This is a genomic window from Streptomyces malaysiensis subsp. malaysiensis, assembly GCF_040653035.1.
Taxonomy (GTDB): Bacteria; Actinomycetota; Actinomycetes; order Streptomycetales; family Streptomycetaceae; genus Streptomyces; species Streptomyces malaysiensis.
Genome location: NZ_JBEZNG010000021.1, coordinates 13,491 through 33,128, shown reverse-complemented (window position 1 = coordinate 33,128; position 19,638 = coordinate 13,491). Strand labels below are relative to the sequence as shown.

The following is a 19,638-nucleotide window of genomic DNA, read 5'->3' as shown; positions in this document are numbered from 1 at the left end:
GATGACCGGGACCGACGAGCCGGCCCCCGTGGAGCCGCGGGTGATCTGTGGGGTGACCGACGGGATCGCCCGTGTCGAACTGGCCCGGCCCCGCGCCCGTAACGCCGTCGATCTGCCGATGTGCCGACAACTGCGGTCGGTCTTCGAGGAACTCGACGCCGACGACTCCGTCCGCGTGGTGCTGTTGTCCGCGCAGGGCCCCGCGTTCTGCGCCGGGGCGGACCTCAAGGAGCGGGCCGGCCGGGACGCCGCCTGGGTCCGCCGCAGGCGTATCGCCTCGTTCGCCGCCTACGACGCGATCGAACGGTGCCGCCGCCCCGTCGTCGCGCTCGTGCACGGCGCGGTCGTGGGATCCGGCGGGGAGATCGCCCTGGCCGCGGACTTCGCCGTCGCCGCCGAGGGCACCACGTTCCGCTTCCCGGAGCCGCACTGGGGCACGGTGGGCGCCACCCAGCGGCTGCAACGCGTCATCGGCAGGCGCCGCGCGAAGGAACTCCTGTTCACGGGCCGCTCCATGCCCGCCGCCGAAGCCCTCGACCTGGGCGTCGTCTGCCGGGTGGTGCCCGAGGAGCAGTTGACGCGAACCGGCGCGGAGATCGCCGGCACCGTCGCCAAGGCCCCGCCCCTGGCGATCGCGTTGACGAAACGGGCCGTCGACCTGGGCGGCGAGACGGACCTCGATCGCGGTATCAGGATCGAGATGGCGGCGATCGAGCAGTGCCTCGCCGACGACGGCTGGCGCGACGGCGTCGACCGGTTCACCCGCCGCGGCTCCGGCGACGCGCCCGGCACCGACGAGGAGAAGCGATGAACCTCAGGACGGCATGTCCCCTGACCGCCCACGAGGCGCTGGAGCGGGCCGCGCTGCTCGCCCCCGACGTGGAGGCCGTGGTCACCGCCGAGGAGCGGATCACCTACGGTGAACTCGCCACCGAGGTCGCCCGGATCCGGGCCGCCCTGACCGCCGCCGGCATCGGCCACGGCGACCGGATCGGCCTGTGCCTCGGCAACGGGCCGCGCTGGGTCGCCCTGTTCGTCGCCCTGGGCTCGGTCGGCGCGGTGACCGTACCCGTCAACACCCGGTACACCGCCGACGAGGTGCGGCACACGCTCGCCCATGCCAGGGTCTCCACGCTGTTCGTCGCCGACCGCGTCCTGCGTGTCGACTTCTGCGCCATGCTGCGCGAACTCGGCCTCGGCGAGGACTCCACGGCCACCTGCCGCGGCCTGCCCGACCTGGAGCGAGTCGTGGTGTGCGGGCAGGAGGTACCCGAGTGGGCGACGGCGTGGCCGCGGTTCCTGGCCGGGGCCACCGGCGACGCCCCCGCGACCGGCGCCCCCGACGACATCCTGCTGGTCCAGTACACCTCCGGCACCACCTCCCGTCCCAAGGGCGTACTGCTCACCCAGCGCGGCATGTGCGCCGACGCGTTCTTCTCCGGTGCGCGCCTCGGCCTGCGTCCCGGCGACCGCTTCCACAGCGCCCGGCCCTTCTTCCACGTCGCCGGCAGCACCCTGTCCGTACTGGCGTCCATCCAGCACGCCACGACGCTGGTGACCATGCCGAAGTTCGAACCGGCCGAGGCGCTGCGGCTGTTGGAGAGCGAACGCTGCACCCACTTCTCCGGCAACGACACCATCGCGCTGATGCTGCTCAACCACCCCGACCGCGCACACCGCACACTGCATCTGCGGGGTGCGTGGGTGGCGGCCTCCCCCACCGTCATCCGCCGGGTGATCGACGAGCTGGGTGCCACCGAGTGCGTCGCCGGATACGGTCTGTCCGAAGCCTCGCCCAATGTCGCCCAGTCCTGCTGGTGGGAGGGCGACCAGGTCAGGGCGTCCGGTGCGATGCTGCCGGAGCCCGGCGTCGAGGTGCGCATCCGCGCCGCGGACGACACCCGCGACTGCGGTCCCGGCGAGCCGGGTTCGATCCTGGTGCGCGGCTGGAACGTCATGCGGGGCTATCTGGACGCGCCGGAGGCGACCGCCGCCGCCATCGACCCCGCCGGCTGGCTGGCCACCGGTGACGTCGGCACGCTCGATGCCACGGGCCGGCTGCACTTCGTGGGCCGCACCAAGGACATCATCCGGGTCGGCGGCGAGAACGTCGCACCGGCCGACGTGGAGAACACCTTGCACCGCCATCCGCGGGTGCGGCAGGCCGTCGTGGTCGGCGTCCCCGACGAGCGACTGGTCGAAGTGGTGTTCGCGTTCGTCGTCCTCACCGAACCGGGCACCACCGAGGACGAACTGATCGCCTGGGCGCGCACCCGTATGGCCGGGTTCAAGGTGCCCCGCCATCTGCGCATCGTCGAAGGGTTCGAGGAGATCGGCATGACCGCCAGCTCGAAGGTGCGGAAGAACCGGCTCGCCGCCCACGCCCGCGGCCTGCTCGCACAGCGTGACGACGAGGTACCGGCATGACCGGCGTGATCCGTATCCCCACCCCCGTCACCCGTCTGCTCGGTATCGACCTGCCCGTCATCCAGGCCGGTATGTCCTGGGCCTCCTCGTGTTCGGCCCTGCCGCTGGCGGTCAGCGGGGCCGGTGGCCTCGGAGTCGTCGCCGCGGGGCCCATGCGCCTGGACGACCTGGCCCGTACCCTCGATGAGATGGCCGCCGGCACCGGCCGTCCCTGGGCGGTCAATCTGCCGCTCCACCGGGCGGGGGCCGACGACGTCATCGATCTGCTCCTCGCCCGCCGGCCGCCCGTACTGATCGCCTCGCAGGGCGGGCCACGCCGCTACCTGGAGCGTTTCCGTGCCATCGGCACCGTCTGCCTGCATGTCGTCGCCGGTGTCGAGCACGCCCGCAAGGCCGCCGACGCGGGCGTCGACGGGCTTGTCGTCGTCGGCGCGGAGGCCGGCGGGCACCCGCCGCCCGCGATGGTCACCACGCAGGTCCTCGTCCGGGCCGTGGTCTCGGCCGTCCCCGAAACACCGGTGATCGCCTCCGGTGGGATCGCGGACGGCTCCGGACTGGCCGCGATGCTCGCCCTGGGCGCGGGCGCCGCCCAGTTCGGCACCCGTTTCCTGGCCACCCGGGAAGCCACCGTGCACCCCGACTACCAGGCCGCCGTCCTGGCCGCCGGTGTCGACGGCACCCGCACCGTCGGACACGGCCTCTGTGTCATCCGCGCGGTGGAGAACGAGTTCACCGAGCGCATGCGCCGCCTGGAGGAGTCCGGCGCCGAACTCGACGTGCGGCGCGAGGAGTTCCACGCCGCGACCCTCAGGGACGCCGCCCTGTACGGCCGGGTCCGGGAGGGCAAGGTGGAGGCGGGCCAGTCCGCGGGACTCATCGACGCGGTGCTCCCCGCGGCCACCGTCGTGGAACGCATCGTCGCCGAGTACCGGGACGCGCTCACCCGCCTGCCGATGCCGGTCGTGCCCGAGCCGCGGTCCGCCGCGGCGGAAGCGGCCGAGAGGTGATCGGCGAGGAGCTGTCATCCGCGGCCCCGCCCTCGCCGACGTTCCCGGCGGCGCCTGGCGCACGGCCACGGCGGGAGGACGTCCGCCATCGTGCCGTCCCCGGTTCCTCCCGCCGTACGCCGCGGCCTGCCCGCGACCCCTGTATCGCCATCGGCCGCCCACGGGAACAGCGCCGTCCAGCGGAGCGCTCAGCCGAGCCGCACACCCGCCAGGATCCCGTGTGCGACGGGCAGGCGCAGTGCGAGATAGCCGCTGGAGGGGTCGGCGAGGTAGTCCCGCATCTCACGGTGCATATCGAAGCCGAAGTCCATGTCCATGTCGTCCACGAGCACCAGCGCGCCCCGGCGCAGCCGGGGTTCCACCACCTCGAGCACCGCGCGGTTGAGGTTGGGCCAGCCGTCCATCAGCAGGAGGTCCACCGACTCGGGCAGCTCCCGCAGGGTCTCCCGTGCGTCGCCGACCCGGACGGTCGCGATGTCGGAGAGGCCGGCGGCGGCGATGGCCTCCGTGGCCCTGGCCACCTTGTCCGCCTGGAGCTCCGTGCCGATCACCTGCCCGCCGCCGTTGTCCCGTACCGCGCTGGCCAGGTAGAGGGTGGACACGCCGAAAGAGGTCCCGTACTCGACGACGGTCCTGGCGCCGGTCGCGCGGGTGAGCAGATAGAGCAGCTCACCGCCCTCCTTGGACACCGACATGGAGGCGTCCTTGAACGTCTCGGCCATCTGGCCGGCATCCAGCTCGGCCCAGGCCGCCTTCGGGTCGGTCACACCGGTCTCGGCGAACGCGCGCTCGTCGCCTTCGCGCTCGGCCTCCAGCAGTCCGTCCAGGACGGTCGCCACGGGCTCGGTGTGCAGTGTGGACGGCATGCGATCTCCTTCAGGGTCGACACGGTCACCGGATAGATTCTTCTTCCGGCGGCGTCCCGGCCGCCCCCTAAAGATCCCCCTGGCTCCCCCTGACAGTGGCCGTCGCCGAGGGCGGATGAAGCGCCGCCGCGGGGGCCCGGCCGTCCCGAGCAGGGGTGATCGCCTCGTACGGCTACGCTCGGAGCCGTACGAACGAGGGCGAGTCGTCCCCGACAGGAGAGTGCGGTCATGAGCAATCTCGATCTCAGGCCCGCGGCCACCGTATGCGGCGGCCGCGAGGACGTCACCGCCCGGCCGGTCCGCGAACTGCTGACCGCCAAGGAAGTCGCGCTTGGCGAATCCACGATGGTGCGCCGGCTGCTGCCGAACCTCGGGCGGCGCATGGTGGGGGCCTGGTGCTTCATCGACCACTACGGCCCGGACGACATCGCCCAGGAGCCGGGCATGCAGGTCCCTCCGCATCCGCATATGGGTCTTCAGACGGTCAGCTGGCTGCACGACGGCGAGGTGCTGCACCGCGACAGCGTGGGCAGCCTTCAGACGGTGCGCCCCGGCGAGTTGGGGCTGATGACCTCGGGCCGGGCCATCGCCCACTCCGAGGAGTCCCCGCGCGAGCACGCCAGGCTGCTGCACGGGGCCCAGCTGTGGGTCGCGCTGCCCGACGGCGACCGCCATATCGCCCCCGCGTGGGAGCACCACGCCGAGCTGCCCCGGGTGACCGGCGGCGGAGGGCTGCGGGCGACGGTGATCCTCGGCGAACTGGACGGCGCGGTCTCCCCCGGCACCGCCTTCACCCCGCTGATGGGCGCGGACATCGCCCTCGCGGCCGGGACCGACGCCCGGCTGCCGGTGCGGCCCGACTTCGAGTACGCGGCGCTCACCATGTCCGGCGAGGCCGAGGTGGACGGGGTGCGCCTCGCGCCCGGCTCGCTCCTCTACCTCGGCTGCGGACGCGCCGAGCTGCGCTGCGGGCGGATGTGGACAGCGCGTTCATGCTGCTGGGCGGCGAGCCCTTCGAAGAGAAGATCGTGATGTGGTGGAACTTCATCGGGCGGTCCCATGAGGAGATCACGCAGGCCCGCACGGACTGGGCGGCGGGCACGCGCTTCGGTGAGGTCCACGGTTACGACGGCGCCCCGCTGCGCGCCCCCGAACTCCCCCCGGCGCCGCTGAAGCCGCGCGGACGCACCCGCTGACCGCCCGGCCGGGGCCCGGCTCTTGACTTTCCTGACAGGAAAGCGGGACTCTTACTTTCCCGATAGGAAAGTGAGGTCCCGCCATGGACGACATCGCTCCGGAGCAGGCCCGCGGCGCCCTCGACGCGGCCGACCGCGCCCGGCGTCAGGTGGCCGAGGAAGTCGGCCTGCCCCGCGGTTACTGGTGGGCGATGGCGGCGGGCTGGCTCCTGCTGGCCGTGCTCGGCAATGTGCTGTCGCCCTGGGTGGCCGGGATCGCGACCGTGGCCTTCGGTGTGGGACACGGGGTGTTCGCCTCGCGCCTGCTCGACGGGCGCCGACGCACGGATCGGCTGCGGGTGAGCGCGTCGGTCGCCGGTCGCCGTATCCCGCTCGTCGTGGTCGGCATGCTCTTCGGGCTCATCGCGGTCACGGTCCTCGCGGCGCTCGCGCTCGACGCCGATGGCGCCGACCATGCCGGCATCTGGGCGGCGGCGCTGGTCGCGGGTGTCGTCGGGTTCGGCGGACCGGAGATCCTGCGCGTTCTGCGGCGGTGGGCGCGGGCATGACGGAGGCGCGATTCGACGAGTTGATCCATCCCAGCACCCGGCTGTCGCTGGTGGCGACGCTGGCGGCCGCCGACTGGGCGGAGTTCGCCTTCCTCAAGGACCGGCTCCAGCTGTCCGACTCGGCGCTGTCCAAGCAGCTCACGACGCTCGAAGAAGCCGGGTACGTGGCGACGGAACGCCGCCTCAGCGGCAGCCGCCGGAAGGTGCGCGCCCGGCTCACCAGCACCGGCCGGGACGCCTTCAACGGCCACATCGCGGCGCTGCGAGCAATCGTCGCCGACGCCACGGCACCGGCCGAGGGGCCTCCGGTGTGAGGCCGCGTTCGCCGGCTCACGGGGACGGCGAGTTCGCCGGGACCCCACCCGCATCGAATCGCGTTGTCGGGAGTGATCCCGGATAGTTACGTTTGGCCGCATGGCGGATGACGAACGCACACGCGCGGCACGACTGGTGGCCGCCCAGGCGAAGGCCGCGCGGCTCTTCGCGGAGATCGAGGCGCGCGGGCTGGTCGCGCCCGGGGAGGAAGAGCGGGCGGTCAGCGACCGGGTCCGGGACCTGGCGAACGAGATGTTCGGTACGACCCGGCACTGGCACAAGCGCATCGTGCGTTCGGGGCCGAACACGCTCATGCCGTACCGGGAGAATCCGCCGGACCGGGCAATCGGTACGGCCCAGGAGCGGGGGTTCGGCGGGTTCTACGAGGAACTGCTCACCCTGTGACCGGCCCCCGGCCACGTTCCCCGGCCACGTCGCCGTGGCCATCCGATAGCTCCGCGTAACGCGACGATCGACTCTCGGTGACCGGGAAATGACAGGGGAGGTGGCCCGGATGCAGAATCGAGAGGGAGCCGAGGAGGCCGAGGGGGGAGAAAGAAGGCCCTCATGACCACCTCCACGCATACGCCGCACAGCGACCACGCCCATGAGCACGGCAAGGAGTGCGGCCACGTCGCCGTGCCGCACCGGGACCACATCGACTACGTCCACAACGGCCACCTGCACCGCACGCACAACGACCACATCGACGAATGCGAACCGGCCGGTCACACCGTCCATGAAGGCCACGACCACCAGCACCAGGACGGCTGCGGCCATGTCGCCGTGCCGCACGGGGACCATGTGGACTATGTCCACGACGGACATCGCCATGCCAGCCACCAGGGTCACTGGGACGACCACTGACCGTATCCGCCATGTGACCGACGAGAGAAACCCGGCGGGCCATCCGTCCCGGCCCCGGCGACCGCACCGTCGCCGGGGCCGCCGCACCGCCGGGGCCGGTCAGTCGGCGCGGCCGGTCGCCGCCACCGTCACACCGAGGCCGATCATCGCGAGCCCGCCCGCCCCGCCGACCATCGACAGGCGGCGGTCCGAGCGGGCGAACCAGGAACGCGCCGCCGAGGCGCCCAGGCCCCACAGGGTGTCCGTGACCATGCCGATGGTCACCGGGACCAGGCCCAACAGCAGCATCTGGACGGAGACATGGCCCGCCGAGTGATTCACGAACTGCGGTAGGACCGCCGCGAAGAAGACGATGCCCTTCGGGTTGGTGACCCCCACGAAGATGCCGTCCAGAACCGTACGCAGATCGCCGCGCCGCTCACCGGCCGGGGCGCGCAGGTTCGCCACCCGCATCTCCCCGCGGTGCCGGAATGCCTGCACACCCAGGAAGATGAGATACGCCGCTCCCGCCAGCTTCACACCCGTGAACACGGCGACCGAGCTCTCCACCAGCGCGCCGAGGCCCCACGCCACGGCGACCACCAAGGCGTAGCAGCCGATCACATTGCCGAGGACCGTCGCGAGCGCCGTACGGCGGCCGTGGGCGAGAGCCCGGCCGACCACGAACAGCACGCTCGGCCCCGGGATCACGATCACCAACAGCGACATCGCCGCGAACGTGAGAACACTTTCCGTGGACACCATGTGTCCGCCACCCCCTGAATCGCTTGGTCCGGAGGACATACAAACAGACGACGGAACATCCGCTCCAGACTCATTCACCTGCCGGTCGGCCCGGTCCCGGGGAGAGGGCCGACGACGCACGGACCAGCGAGGCCGTGAACGCGTGGCCCGGTGCGGTGAGCACCTGGTGTGCCGGGCCCTGCTCGATCACCTCGCCCGCCTCCAGGACGGCGATGCGCGTGGCCAGGGCCGCCACGTCCAGGTCGTGGGTGATGAGGATCAGGGCCAGCTCGTCGCGGTCGCGGGGCAGGGCGATGAGCCGGTCGAGGATGTCGCGCCGGGTGATGGGGTCGAGTCCGGAGGTGACCTCGTCGCATATGAGCACCCGGGGCCGGGCGAGCAGGGCACGGGCGAGCGCGGCACGCTGCGACTCGCCGCCGGACAGCTGCCCGGGGAGGCGTCGTACCAGGTCGGGGGCGAGCCCGAGACCGCCCAGCGTGGCGTCCGCCTCGGCGCGCGCCTCGGCCGGGGCGGCCCCTCGCAGCCGTGTCGCCGTGCGCGCCACCTGGTCCAGGACCGGCCGGTGTTCGTCGAAGGCGGCCCGTGCGTCCTGGAAGACGTACTGGACCGCGGCGAGTTGCTCCCGGGTACGGGCGCGCAGGCTCCGGGGCAGCGGGGCGCCGTCGAGCAGTACATGTCCGTCATGGTCGCGGTGGAGTCCGGCCAGGCACCGGGCGAGCGTGGTCTTGCCGCTGCCCGAGCGGCCGACGACGGCCAGGCAAGTGCCGGACCGGACGGTGAGATCGGAGGGGCGCAGCACGGTGGTGGCGCCGTGCCGTGCGGTCAGCCCGCGCACCCGCAGCCCGGGGGCCGCCTCCCCCGGCTGCCGTATCTCGCGTGGTACGCCGCCCGGCGGGGCGCTCTCCGGGGCCGTGGGCGGTGTCGGCCGTGCCGCGAGGAGCGTACGGGTCCAGGGGTGCGCGGGCGCCGTCCACAGCCGCTCGGCGGGGCCCGACTCCACCACCCGGCCGGTGCGCACGATCACCACCTCGTCGGCGAGCGCCCGCACCACATCCAGATCGTGGCTGAGGAGTACGACGGCGATACCGCGCTCGGCGACCGCGGACAGCCGCTCGACAACGCGGCGTTTGGTCAGCGCGTCCTGGCCCGTGGTCGGTTCGTCCGCGACCACGACCCGCGCGCCGAGGAGCAGCGCCTGTGCGAGGACGACCCGCTGCTGCTGACCGCCGGACAGCTGATGCGGATAGCGCCGCAACAGCACGTCCCCATCCGGCAGTTGGGCCTGGGCCAGGGCGGCGAGCACCCGCTCTCGGACCTCGGCTCGGCGCTCGGAACGCGGCAGATGGCGCACCTGCGTGCGGGCGATGTCATGGAGGAGCGCGCCGATCCGGCGGGCGGGGTTGAGGACCGTGGCCGGATGCTGGGGGACATAGCCGACCAGCCCCTCGGCCACCTGTACTTCGCCCGTCACCTGGGCCCCCGGCGGGTACTCGCCGAGCAGCGCAAGCCCCGTGGTCGTCTTGCCGCTGCCGGACGGGCCCACCAGCGCGGTGACCTTTCCGGGCGGCACCCGCAGGCTCATCCGGTCGACGACGGCCCGGCCGTCGATCTCGACGCGCAGATCCTTGATCTCGGCGACCGCGTTCACGTGCGTTTCCCCATCTTCTTCTCCGGACGCGCGCCCTTCGTCTCCGGGCGCCGGGCGTGGTCCAGTGCGGCGTCGAACAGCAGGTTGCCGCCCGTGGTCAGGGCGACGATCAGCAGCGCGGGCACCACGACCGCCCAAGGCTGGACGAACAGCCCGGTGCGGTTGCGGTCCACCATCACCGCCCAGTCCGCGGCGTCCGGTGCCACGCCGACACCCAGGAAGGCCGCCGTGGCCACCAGATAGAGCACTCCGGTGAGCCGGATTCCGGCGTCGGCGGCCAGCGTGCGCAGGATCGACCGCCCGACGTAGCCGACCCCCATGCGCCACCATGTCTCGCCCTGCATGCGCATCGCCTCGACCGCCGGGCGCGAGGCGGCCTCGGCGGCCGCGGCGCGCACCAGCCGGGCCGCGTCCGGGATGTTGGCGAGCGCCACCAGCAGCGCCAGACCCGCCGCGCCCGGGGTGAAGACGGTGGCGACCAGCAGGATCAGCAGCAGCGACGGTACGGCGAGCAGGATGTCCAGGGGGCGCATGAGCAGCTCCTCCAGCCAGCCGCGGTGGGTGAGCGCGGCGATGAGCCCGATCGGCAGCGCCACCAGATACCCGAGCGCGGTCGCCGCCAGCGCGGTGAGCACCACCGGCCGCCCGCCGAGCAGGATCTGCCGCCAGACGTCGCGGCCCACGAAGTCGGTACCGAGCCAGTGGCCGCCACCGAGTGTGAAGGAGGTGGCGCGCGGTCCGGGCGCACCGGCGAACAGCGGCCCGAGCAGGGCGAGGACGAGGGGCACGGCCACGATCACGACGGCGAGCGCCCAGCGCCCCCGCCCCGGCCGGGCCCGGTGACCCCTTTCCGGCCGCTCGTCGGCGTACGCGCTCACGCCGTCACCTCGCCACGGGGTGCGAATCGGCGGGTGACCAGATCGGCGCCGATGTTCAGGACGACGGTGACGACGCCGAAGACCACCGCGAGCCCTTGGACCACGGGCACATCGCGTTCGGCGACCGCGTTCATCAGCACGGTTCCCAGACCGGGGATCACGAACAGCGCCTCCACGACGATGACCCCGCACAGCAGCCAGTCCACCGTGCGGGCGAGGTGCTGGGCGGCCGGGGCCATGGCATTGGGCAGGGCGTGTGCGTAGCGGACCCGGGCGCCATGGATGCCGTACCGGCGCGCCTGGGCGACGTACGGCGAGGCGAGCGCCTCGATCATTCCGGCGCGCACCATGCGGGCCAGCGAACACACCGGCCGGGACAGCAGGACGAGCACGGGAAGCACCAGCGCGGCGGGGTGGGCGAGCAGATCGGTGCCGTAGCCCACGGCCGTCGGCGGCAGCCAGCCCAGCCGCAGCGCGAAGACGGTCACCAGCAGCACACCGAGGGCGAATTCGGGGACGGCGTAGACGCCGAGGGTCACCGTCGAGATGGCCCGGTCCACGAGCCGCCCCTGGTGGCGGGCGGCGAGCACGCCCAGCCCCACCCCGGCCGGCACCAGGAGCAACACCGCGAGGGAGGCGAGGAGCAGGGTGGGGCCGAAGCCGTCGGTCACATACGAGTTCACGGGCCGTCCCGAGACCAGCGAGGTGCCGAGGTCGCCGTGCGCCAGCCCGGCCGCCCAGTCCAGCAGGCGGACGGCGGCGGGCCGGTCCAGCTCCATGGTGTCGCGGATGGCGGCGATCCGCGCCGGGTCGGGCTGGTCCCCGGCGAGTACCACGGCGGCGTCCCCCGGCAGCGCCTCGGTGAGCGCGAAGACCAGCAGCACCACGGCCACGGTCTGGGCGGCGCCGAGCAGCAGCCGCCGGACGAGCCAGGGGCGCACGGGCGTCAACGGAGCCAGACCTTGTCGAAGCGGGCCCAGCCCAGGGTGTTGGCCGGGGCCTCGCGGTCGACGCCGCCCACGGCGGGCGCGGTGCCGATGATCCAGTCGGCGAACCCCCAGACCAGGAAGCCCCCTTCGGCGTACAGACGGCGCTGCATGCGCTCGTAGACGGCGGCGCGGGCCTTGTCGTCCTTGGTGGACTGGGCCTGCTGGTAGAGGGAGTCGAAGTCCCGGTGATGCCATTTGGTGGCGTTGGTGGTGGAGTCGGTGAGCAGCCGCTGGGAGATATGGGACTCGATGGGCATGGCGCCGGAGCGGTAGCTGCACAGGGTGCCGGAGTCGAGGATGTCGCTCCAGTAGGAGTCCTTGCTGCCGTTCCGCACCGTGATCTTGACTCCGGCCTTGGCGGCCTGGTCGCGGAAGATGGCGGCGGCCTCGGTGAATCCGGCGGCGACGGACGAGGTGTCGAGGGTGACCCTGAGGCCGTCCGCACCTGCCTGCTTCAGCAGCTTGCGCGCGCGGGCGAGGTCCTGTTCGCGCTGCGGGAGCCCGGCCGGGTAGTACTCATACCCCTTGCCGAACAGGTCGTTGCCGAGTTGGCCCGCGCCGGACAGGGCGCCGTCGATCAGCTCCTTCCGGTCGGCGATGAGGAAGAACGCCTCACGGACGCGCTTGTCATCGAAGGGCGGGCGGTCGGTTTTCATCGCGAACGCCTGCATGGTGCTGCCCGGCAGCCGGACGATCTCCATCCGGCCGCCGCGCTCATGGGCGCGGGCGGTGGTGGGGTTCAGCTCATGGGCGTACTCGACCTGGCCGCCGAGGAGCGCGTTGACGCGGGCGGACTCCTCGTTCGCCACGATGAATTCGAGCTCGTCGAGGTAGGGGGCGCCGTCCCAGTAGGCGTCGTTGCGCCGCAGCACGGTGGAGCGTCCCGGGGCGAAGGAGACGAGCCGGAAGGGCCCGCTGCCGACCGGCTTGCGATCGAAATCCTCGGCGCCGTCGGGGACGATGTACGCGCCGAACGCGGCGAGGATATTGGGGAATTCGGCGGTCGGGCGCTTGAGGACGAACTCGACGGTCCGCCGGTCCACGGCCCGGCTCGCCGTGAGATCGATGGGTTCGAGGGACGCCTTGGCGCGGAACGCCCGCTTCGGGTCGGCGATACGGCGGTAGCTGTAGAGGACGTCCCGCGCGGTCACCGGCTTGCCGTTGTGGAAGGCGGCGTCCCGCAGGGCGACCTGCCAGCGGTCCAGGCCCGCGTTCGGCTCCCACGACCGGGCCAGGCGCGGCCGGGCGGAGAGGTCGGCGCCGTAGTCGGCGAGCTTGTCGAAGAGCGCCTTGGCGCGGGCGACATCGGCGAACAGATTGCCCAGATGCGGATCGAGCGTTTCGCTCGCACCGCCGCCCGCGAAGGCGGCGCGCAGCCGTCCGCCGCGCCGTGGCTTTCCGTCGCCCTTCGCATCGTCCCGGCCGGAGGTGCCGCCGCCGCATCCGGCGAGGGTGAGTGCGCCGAGCCCGGCCAGGCCCGAGGCCGTGGCGAGGAAGCCGCGCCGGTGCGGGCTCGGGAGGCGGCGGGGAGCGGGTTCATCGTGCATGGCGGTGTTCCTCGAAGGTGTCGGGGGCGGTCGTCGGCGGTGGCGGCCCGGTGGCGGTCAGCCTGGATAACGGCCCGCATGGGCCTGGTTCGCTCAGCCGGTCAGCCGGTCAGCCGGGCGACGAGATGCAGCCGGTCGGCGTCGACCGTGGTGGCCGCGTCGTCGCCCTCGCGCCACGGTGGCTCGGTGCGCGGCCCCGGCCGGTCGTACAGGCCGAGGACGGTGAAGCCGTGGCCGGTCAGGAAGTGCCGTAGCTCCTGCGGGAAGAGCAGTCGCCAGGCCGAGTGCTGCTCGACCGGCGGGGACCCGTCGTCGGCGGTCCATACGCGCCTCCGGCGCAACAGCTGCGCCGCGCGGTCGAGGGACAGGGTGGTGGTGGACCGGTGGACGGTGCCGTGGCGGCTGAAGGCGTCGACGGTGGGCGTGTCGAGGAGTTCGGTACGGCCCAGGAAGAAGGCACCGTTGCGCAGCTCCGTGACGAGGAGGCCGCCGGGCGCCAGCCCGGCGCGGCAGGAGGTGAGGAAGCCGTCGAGCTCGTCGTTGGTGTGGCAGTACAGCAGGGCGCTGTCCAGGCACACCACGGCGTCGAAGGTGCCGAGGTCGAAGCCGCGCAGATCGGCGTGGCGGTACTCCGGTCCCGGGTGGTGCTCGCGGGCGTACTCCAGCATCGCCGTCGAGAGGTCGGCCCCGACGACCGTGCGGCCCGCGCCGTGCAGATACGCGGCGTCGCGCCCGGTGCCGCAGCCGATGTCCAGGACCCGCGGACCGGCGCCGTACCGCCGCAGGACGTCCTCGGTCCAGCGGCCCGCGATCCGTTCGGGGTCGGGGAATCTGGCCTCGTACAGTTCGGGGCTGTCGGTGAGCAGATTGCCCCGGGGCGTGTTGCGCTGTGGTTCGTGTCGCATCTCGTGCCGTTCTCTCTCAGGCGGCCACGGGGACGGCCGGGCGCGGGGCGGGCAGTGTTCCGGTGCGGTGCAGCCGGGCGACGCCACCGGCCGAGGCGAGGCCGAAGGCCAGACAGCAGGCCCAGGGCAGCCAGGCGGCGCCCCCGTGCGCCCCGGCGTCCATGGCCCAGCCGACGGCCGTGTTGCCCACGGCCGCGGCGATGCCGGAGACCACGTAGAAGAGCCCGAAATAGGTGCCGGTGAGCTCGGTTCGCCCGAAGCCGGGGATCAGCTCCATCACAAAGGGCTGGGCGACCATCACGCCCAGGTAGAGCAGGAGGGCACCGGCCAGTACCGGCAGGGCGTACAGCGCCTTCGTCCCCGGCCCGCCGGGCGAGGCGCCCGCGACCACCATGGGCGGCAGGAAGGCCAGACCCATCAGCGCCAGGCCCACGCAGATCCACCGTGCCCGGCTGCCGCGCGCCTTCAGGGCGCGGGTGATCCGCAGCTGGAGTGCGAGATTGGTGAGCGTGCCGACGAGGAAGACGAGCCCGGCCGCGCCATCCCAGCCGGTGGCCTGGCGCGCCCCGGCGGGCAGCAGCAGATACAGCTGATTCTCGAGTGTGAACATGCCGACCATGGCCAGCGCGAAGGCCAGAAAGGCGCGGTTGCCGACCACTTCCCGCCAGTCCGCGAGGACGCCGCCGGGCGGCGGTGTGACGGTGCGGGCGGGGAGCACCAACGCCTGGGCGACGGTCAGCAGCGCGAAGATCGCGGCGGCGGTGAGCGCGGAGGCACGGAAGTCCACGAGCAGCAGGGCGCTGCCGAGCAGCGGCCCGATCAGGGCGCCGGTGGTCGCGAAGACGTTGAACAGCGCGAACGCCTCCGCTTGGCGCCCGCCCGCCTCCTGCGCCAGATAGGCCCGTACGGCAGGGTTGAACAGGGCGCCCGCCAGGCCGCTGAGCACCGAGGCGGCGAGCAGCACCGGCAGGCCGTCGCCGAGTGCGAAGAGCGCGAATCCGAGGGTGCGTACCGCACAGCCGGTGATGATGACCCCGCGTGCGCCCAGCCGGTCGGAGGCCGATCCGCCGATGATGAACAGACCCTGCTGGCTGAGGTTGCGTACCCCCAGCACCGTGCCGACGACGGCCGCCGACATGCCGAGATCCTCGCTCAGATGGGTGGCGAGATACGGGATGAGCAGGTAGAAGCCGGTGTTGACGCCGAGTTGGTTGATCAGCAGCAGACGGATCGCGAGCGGGAAGCCCCGCAGTTCATGCCAGGTCTTCACGGTCGTCCCCTCCGGCTCCTGCGGCTCCCTCGACGCCCTCGGCGCCCGCCGCAGCCGTGGTCCGTCGTCGCACGCCGAGTCCGGGGCGGCCACTGGTCCGTACGACCCCGTCGGTGCCCCCGATGCCGGTCCACGGGTCATGGGCGAGCAGCAGATGTCCGTCGAGGTCGATCCAGCGGGCGCGGCCCACGAGGTGGACGGCGGGCGCGAGGCCGAGGGTGCTGGCGGTCAGACAGCCGAGCATCAGCTCGGTGCCGCTGCCCTCGATCAGCGAGGCGATCCGCAGCGCCGCGTGGACGCCGCCGCACTTGGCCAGCTTGACGTTGACGCCCCGCACCCGCCCGGCGAGCCGGCGGACGTCCTCGTGGTCCACGGCGTCCTCGTCCGCGATGACCGGCAGCGGTGAGCGTTCGGCGAGCCGCGCCAGCGCCTCGGGGTCACCCGGTGCGATGGGCTGTTCGACGGCCTCGACGGTGAGGTCCGCGAAGCGCGGCAGCAGTTCCCGCGCCTGGGCCACGGTCCAGGCGCCGTTGGGGTCGAGCAGCAGCCGGGCGGTGGGCGCGGCGGCGCGCACGGCCCGTACGCGTTCCACGTCGTCCTCGGGGTCCTGGGCCCCTGCCTTGATCTTGATGATGGAGAATCCACTGTCGGCCAGGCACCGGGCCTGCGCCGCCGCCCGCTCGACCGGGACGATTCCCACGGTGCGGGCGGTGGCGGCGAACTGCCGCGTCGTGGCGGCGTCGAGAAGCCGGTGGAGGGGCAGGCCCGCGCGTTTGCCGCGGAGGTCGAGGAGTGCCGATTCGACGGCGGCCCGCACCGCCGCCGGGCGGTTGCGGCCGTACTCCTCCTCGCACACGGCGGACAGCGCGCTCTCCGGGTCGGCGAAGCGCGCCAGGTCCTGGCCCGCCTCGTGCAGCAGCCGCTGGAGGGTGGCGGTGTCGAGGCCGTAGTAGCCGCTGGTGACGGCCTCGCCGTGGCCGTACTGCCCCGCATGTTCGACGGTCAGCCAGACGGCGTCGCGGGCGGCCATGGTGGAACGGGAGATACGCAGCGGCTCGGCGAGTTCGAGGCGTACGGTGCGCTGACGGGCTTTCACGAGGTACTTTCCAGGGTCGGGGACCCGCTGCTCAGCGGGTCGGTGACGGTGGTGCAGCGCACCCAGCCGGTGGCCTCGGCGGCGCGCGGGTGCGCGATCTGCACGGGCCGGGTGACGGCGGTGGTCAGGTCGAGGCCGTGTGCGGTGGCGAAGTCGTCGTCGTAGACGGTGCCGAGATAGCGGTGCGGTCCGTCGGGGAAGACGGTGGCGACGACGGCTCCGGGGTGGACGCGGGCGGCCCAGGCGGCGACGAGCCCCACGGCCCCGGTGCTCCAGCCGCCGCTGATGAAGCTGCCCCTGGCCAGCGCCCGGCAGGTGTGCGCCGCCTCGGCCGGGCCCACCCAGTGGACCTCGTCGAAGGCGTCGTAGGCCACGTTGCGCGGGTGGATGCTGCTGCCCAGCCCGCGCATCAGCCGGGGCCGTGCGGGCTGGCCGAAGATGGTGGATCCGGTGGCATCGACCCCGATGAGCCGCAGCGCGGGCCAGCGTTCGCGCAGTGGCCGGATGAGGCCGGCGCTGTGGCCGCCGGTGCCGACGCTGCACACCAGGATGTCGAGATGGTCGAGCTGACCGGTCAGTTCGGCGGCGAGCGAGGCGTAACCGGAGGTGTTGTCGGGGTTGTTGTACTGATCGGGCCAGTACGCGTCCGGCAGCAGCGCCAGCAGTTCGCGCAGCCGCGCCAGCCGGGCGGCCTGCCAGCCGCCCTCGGCCGCCGGGCGGTCCACGAGTTCCAGGCGGACGCCGTAGGTGCGCAGCAGCTGCCGCATCGACGGTTCGAGCTCGGTGTCGCAGACCAGCACGATGGGGTGGCCGAGCGCCTGGCCCGCGAAGGCGAGGCCGATGCCGAGCGTGCCGGAGGTGGATTCCACCACCGGGGCGCCGGACCGCAGTTCGCCGCGCTCCCGGGCGCCGAGCAGCATGGACACGGCGGCGCGTGCCTTCATCCCACCGGCGCCGAGCCCTTCCAGCTTGGCCCAGAAGCCGGGGTGGGGGCAGGGCAGATCGGTGGTGATCCGGGCGAGCGGGGTGCGGCCGAGCAGGGCGAGAAGGCCACCGCCCGCAGGGGCGGGGTGGAGGGCCGTGGTCATGGCGCGCCCCCGTAACAGTGGATGGTCCCGGGGCCGCCGTCGAGCCAGAAGAAGGGGTAGGGCTCGGCGCACACCGCGCTGACCCCGGCGCCGATCAGACGGGGCAGGACCGCGCTGCCGGTCTGGGCGAACATCACCAGTTGCTTGCCGTGGCGCAGGGCGTGTTCGCGCAGTGGCTCGAAGGTGCCGTTGCCGAGCGTCATACCGGAGGCGAGCACGGCGTCGCAGTGGTCCAGCCGCGCGAGCGCGTCGGTGGCTATCGGCTCTCCCCACTCCGTGGTGCCGCCCTTGAGGTCGCAGGGCAGATAGCGCAGTCCTCGTGAACGCAGCGCCTCCAGAAGGGAGTTGACCACGCCCACGACGAGGACGGTCCGGCCCGGCGCCAGGTCCAGCAGCCCGGTGACGGATTCGGCCCGCGCACGGGACTTGCGGAGGGAGTCCCCCGCCGCGAGGGACACCGGCCGGGCCCCGTGGCCGGGGGTGTGCGGCAGCACATGCATCAGATAGGCGTCGAGGGCAGCGATCCGGACCGGTGTCAGGTCGTGGCGCAGCAGCCGGGCCACGTCCGCGCCCACGCAGTCGTCGATCGCTCCGTCGGGCAGCGCGCCGGGTTCGACCGCGCAGGAGCCGACGGCCTCCGCGAGGCGCAGGCTGAGCACCTCGTTGCGGTAGCCACCGCTGCGCCCGTCGTGGCGTACGGCCTGGCGCGTGGTGAAGGCCACGGCGATCCGCAGCGTTCGCGGGTCGGGCCCGAGTGCCCCGTCCAGCGCCCGGCCGAGCAGTTCCCCGGAGGACAACTCCCCTGGGCGGGCGGTGCGTTCGGCGGTCTGCCCGGTGTCCGTCGTCATGCGATCACCACACGCGGGCGCAGCCCGGCCAGCAGGGCCTCGACGCGGTCGCGGGCCCCAGGTCCTTCCGTGTCGGCCGCCATGATGTGGCCGAGGTATTCGTTGTTGCTGCCGGCCGCCTTGACGTGTTCGCCGGGCTCGGCGAGCCGCACCTCGAGGACGTCCGGCTCCTCCCATACCGCGTCGCCGCCCTCGATCGAGACCAGCGTTCCGGCGGTGTCCGGCACCAGGAAGCCGATGGCGGCGCTGCGCAGCCCGGTGTCCCGCCGCCGCAGATCGGGCCGCTTGCCGAGCGCGACGTCCACGAAGGCGGCGGCGAGGTCGACGCCGGTGACATGGCGGACCAGTTCGGTGATGCGGTTGCCCGCGGGGCGGGGGTTGACCTCGACCACCCGTGGCCCGGCGGTGGTCAGCTTGATCTCGGTGTGGGCCACGACGCCGTCCAGGCCGAGCGCCTTCAGCGCGAGCAGCGCGGTCTCGCACACCGCTTCGGCGTCCTCCGGAGCGAGCGCGGCCGGGAACATATGCCCGGTCTCGATGAACGCGGGCGCCCCGCCGACGCTCTTGTCCGTCACCCCGACCACCTCGGCCGCACCGCCGAACGACACCGTCTCAACGCTGAACTCCGGCCCGTCGAGGAGCTCTTCGAGCAATACGACGGGTGAACGGCGCTGGCCACGGGCGTTGACGGGGAAGCCGGCGAGCGCGCGAAAGGCGTCCAGCAACCCGCCTTCGTCATCCACCCGCCGTACGTACATTCCGGCGCACAGGTCCACGGGCTTGACCACCAGCGGATAGCCGATGTGCCGCGCCGCCTCGGCGGTCCGCGCCCAGTCGGCGCAGACGGCGTAGCGCGGTCCGGCCACTCCGGCGGCTTCGAGCACCCGCCGGGTGGCGTCCTTGCGGCAGGCGCTCTCCACCGCTTCCGCGGAGGGTCCGGGCAACCCCAGCCGACCGGCGATGCGAGCGACCGTCGGCAGGTAGTAGTCGCAGGAGGTGATGACGCCGTCGAAGCCCAGCGTGGTGTGCAGCCGTTCCACCAGCGACAGCAGGGAGTCGGTGTCGTTGGTGTCGGCGGTGAGCACATGGCGGGCGGCGAGCAGCGGATGGGCGGTGCCCTCGGGCGCCGAACGCAGATAGTGGTGCAGATCGCGCGTGAGGAAGGTGAACTCGTGCCCACTCTCCCGGATCGCCCGTGGCAGCAGCCTGCTCATCGATCCGACCCAGCTCTCGACCATCAGCAGGTGGGCCACAACTCTCCTTCGTCGTCGTCAGGTTGAGGGGCAACGTTCGTCGTCGTCGGGCTGAGGGCAGGGCGGTTCCGGCGCCGGGCGCGTCGGGTGTCCTCGCCTTGACCGCCCACCGCACATTAATCGAGAATCGTTTTCATTGTCATCTG

Annotated in this window: 18 protein-coding genes and 2 pseudogenes; 8 read left to right on the top strand and 12 right to left on the bottom strand. The window is 72.8% G+C overall.

Going from position 1 to position 19,638, the window contains the following annotated elements:
• Window position 1: 1 nt before the first annotated feature.
• Genes AB0E24_RS32760 through AB0E24_RS32750 form a run of 3 tightly spaced genes read left to right on the top strand, consistent with a single transcriptional unit; the run spans window position 2 to window position 3,434 of the window.
• The gene (locus AB0E24_RS32760; RefSeq protein WP_359382459.1) at window positions 2-811 is read left to right on the top strand and encodes an enoyl-CoA hydratase/isomerase family protein; all 810 of its coding nucleotides are present in this window, start codon (window positions 2-4) and stop codon (window positions 809-811) included.
• Window positions 808-2,427, top strand: coding sequence for an AMP-binding protein (locus AB0E24_RS32755; protein ID WP_359382456.1), 1,620 nt, complete (start codon window positions 808-810; stop codon window positions 2,425-2,427). The genes AB0E24_RS32760 and AB0E24_RS32755 overlap by 4 nt, the downstream gene beginning before the upstream one ends.
• Window positions 2,424-3,434, top strand: coding sequence for a nitronate monooxygenase (locus tag AB0E24_RS32750; protein WP_147966862.1), 1,011 nt, complete (start codon window positions 2,424-2,426; stop codon window positions 3,432-3,434). Before AB0E24_RS32755 ends, AB0E24_RS32750 begins: the two co-directional genes overlap by 4 nt.
• Before the next feature lie 188 nt (window positions 3,435-3,622).
• Here the strand turns inward: AB0E24_RS32750 and AB0E24_RS32745 are convergent, their stop codons facing one another.
• Entirely contained in the window at window positions 3,623-4,300 is a 678-nt protein-coding gene (locus AB0E24_RS32745) for a class I SAM-dependent methyltransferase (RefSeq protein ID WP_147966861.1), read from the bottom strand.
• Between the two features lie 228 nt (window positions 4,301-4,528).
• Between AB0E24_RS32745 and AB0E24_RS32740 the strand changes: the two are divergent.
• The 5 genes and pseudogenes from AB0E24_RS32740 to AB0E24_RS32720 all read left to right on the top strand — a co-directional run bounded on the left by AB0E24_RS32740 (window position 4,529) and on the right by AB0E24_RS32720 (window position 7,226).
• A pseudogene (locus AB0E24_RS32740) lies at window positions 4,529-5,496 on the top strand (pirin family protein).
• Between the two features lie 83 nt (window positions 5,497-5,579).
• Window positions 5,580-6,044 (top strand): hypothetical protein, encoded by a 465-nt coding sequence (locus AB0E24_RS32735; RefSeq protein WP_069871193.1) that lies wholly within the window; start codon window positions 5,580-5,582, stop codon window positions 6,042-6,044.
• The gene (locus AB0E24_RS32730) at window positions 6,041-6,358 is read left to right on the top strand and encodes a winged helix-turn-helix domain-containing protein (protein ID WP_174886379.1); all 318 of its coding nucleotides are present in this window, start codon (window positions 6,041-6,043) and stop codon (window positions 6,356-6,358) included. Before AB0E24_RS32735 ends, AB0E24_RS32730 begins: the two co-directional genes overlap by 4 nt.
• A gap of 100 nt (window positions 6,359-6,458) precedes the next feature.
• Window positions 6,459-6,749: pseudogene (locus AB0E24_RS32725) on the top strand (M24 family metallopeptidase); the annotation flags it as partial.
• A gap of 177 nt (window positions 6,750-6,926) precedes the next feature.
• Window positions 6,927-7,226, top strand: coding sequence for a hypothetical protein (locus AB0E24_RS32720; protein WP_079256621.1), 300 nt, complete (start codon window positions 6,927-6,929; stop codon window positions 7,224-7,226).
• A gap of 99 nt (window positions 7,227-7,325) precedes the next feature.
• On the opposite strand, the gene AB0E24_RS32715 is transcribed toward AB0E24_RS32720, so the two are convergent.
• From AB0E24_RS32715 to AB0E24_RS32665, 11 genes are all read right to left on the bottom strand, one after another.
• Complete coding sequence (locus tag AB0E24_RS32715) at window positions 7,326-7,970, bottom strand: LysE family translocator (protein WP_069871189.1); 645 nt, start codon at window positions 7,968-7,970, stop codon at window positions 7,326-7,328.
• Window positions 7,971-8,040: 70 nt separating this feature from the next.
• The gene (locus AB0E24_RS32710; RefSeq protein WP_359382451.1) at window positions 8,041-9,618 is read right to left on the bottom strand and encodes an ABC transporter ATP-binding protein; all 1,578 of its coding nucleotides are present in this window, start codon (window positions 9,616-9,618) and stop codon (window positions 8,041-8,043) included.
• On the bottom strand, window positions 9,615-10,418 hold the full coding sequence (locus AB0E24_RS32705) for an ABC transporter permease (RefSeq protein WP_435865353.1): 804 nt from the start codon (window positions 10,416-10,418) through the stop codon (window positions 9,615-9,617). The genes AB0E24_RS32710 and AB0E24_RS32705 overlap by 4 nt, the downstream gene beginning before the upstream one ends.
• Window positions 10,419-10,492: 74 nt before the next feature.
• Window positions 10,493-11,446: an ABC transporter permease gene (locus tag AB0E24_RS32700; RefSeq protein ID WP_359382447.1), complete on the bottom strand. Its 954-nt coding sequence runs from the start codon at window positions 11,444-11,446 to the stop codon at window positions 10,493-10,495.
• Window positions 11,443-13,032, bottom strand: coding sequence for an ABC transporter substrate-binding protein (locus tag AB0E24_RS32695; protein ID WP_359382445.1), 1,590 nt, complete (start codon window positions 13,030-13,032; stop codon window positions 11,443-11,445). The genes AB0E24_RS32700 and AB0E24_RS32695 overlap by 4 nt, the downstream gene beginning before the upstream one ends.
• Before the next feature lie 101 nt (window positions 13,033-13,133).
• Window positions 13,134-13,937, bottom strand: a complete 804-nt coding sequence (locus AB0E24_RS32690; RefSeq protein WP_359382443.1) for a class I SAM-dependent methyltransferase — start codon at window positions 13,935-13,937, stop codon at window positions 13,134-13,136.
• A 16-nt stretch (window positions 13,938-13,953) separates the two neighbouring features.
• Window positions 13,954-15,207: an MFS transporter gene (locus AB0E24_RS32685; protein WP_347214607.1), complete on the bottom strand. Its 1,254-nt coding sequence runs from the start codon at window positions 15,205-15,207 to the stop codon at window positions 13,954-13,956.
• Complete coding sequence (locus tag AB0E24_RS32680) at window positions 15,191-16,303, bottom strand: dipeptide epimerase (RefSeq protein WP_359382439.1); 1,113 nt, start codon at window positions 16,301-16,303, stop codon at window positions 15,191-15,193. Before AB0E24_RS32680 ends, AB0E24_RS32685 begins: the two co-directional genes overlap by 17 nt.
• Window positions 16,300-17,391 carry a PLP-dependent cysteine synthase family protein gene (locus AB0E24_RS32675; protein ID WP_347231761.1) on the bottom strand — a complete coding sequence of 364 codons (1,092 nt, stop codon included), beginning with the start codon at window positions 17,389-17,391 and terminating at the stop codon, window positions 16,300-16,302. The genes AB0E24_RS32680 and AB0E24_RS32675 overlap by 4 nt, the downstream gene beginning before the upstream one ends.
• Window positions 17,388-18,239 carry a Rossmann-like domain-containing protein gene (locus AB0E24_RS32670; protein WP_359382435.1) on the bottom strand — a complete coding sequence of 284 codons (852 nt, stop codon included), beginning with the start codon at window positions 18,237-18,239 and terminating at the stop codon, window positions 17,388-17,390. Before AB0E24_RS32670 ends, AB0E24_RS32675 begins: the two co-directional genes overlap by 4 nt.
• Entirely contained in the window at window positions 18,236-19,492 is a 1,257-nt protein-coding gene (locus AB0E24_RS32665) for an ATP-grasp domain-containing protein (RefSeq protein ID WP_359382433.1), read from the bottom strand. Before AB0E24_RS32665 ends, AB0E24_RS32670 begins: the two co-directional genes overlap by 4 nt.
• Between the last annotated feature and the right edge of the window lie 146 nt (window positions 19,493-19,638).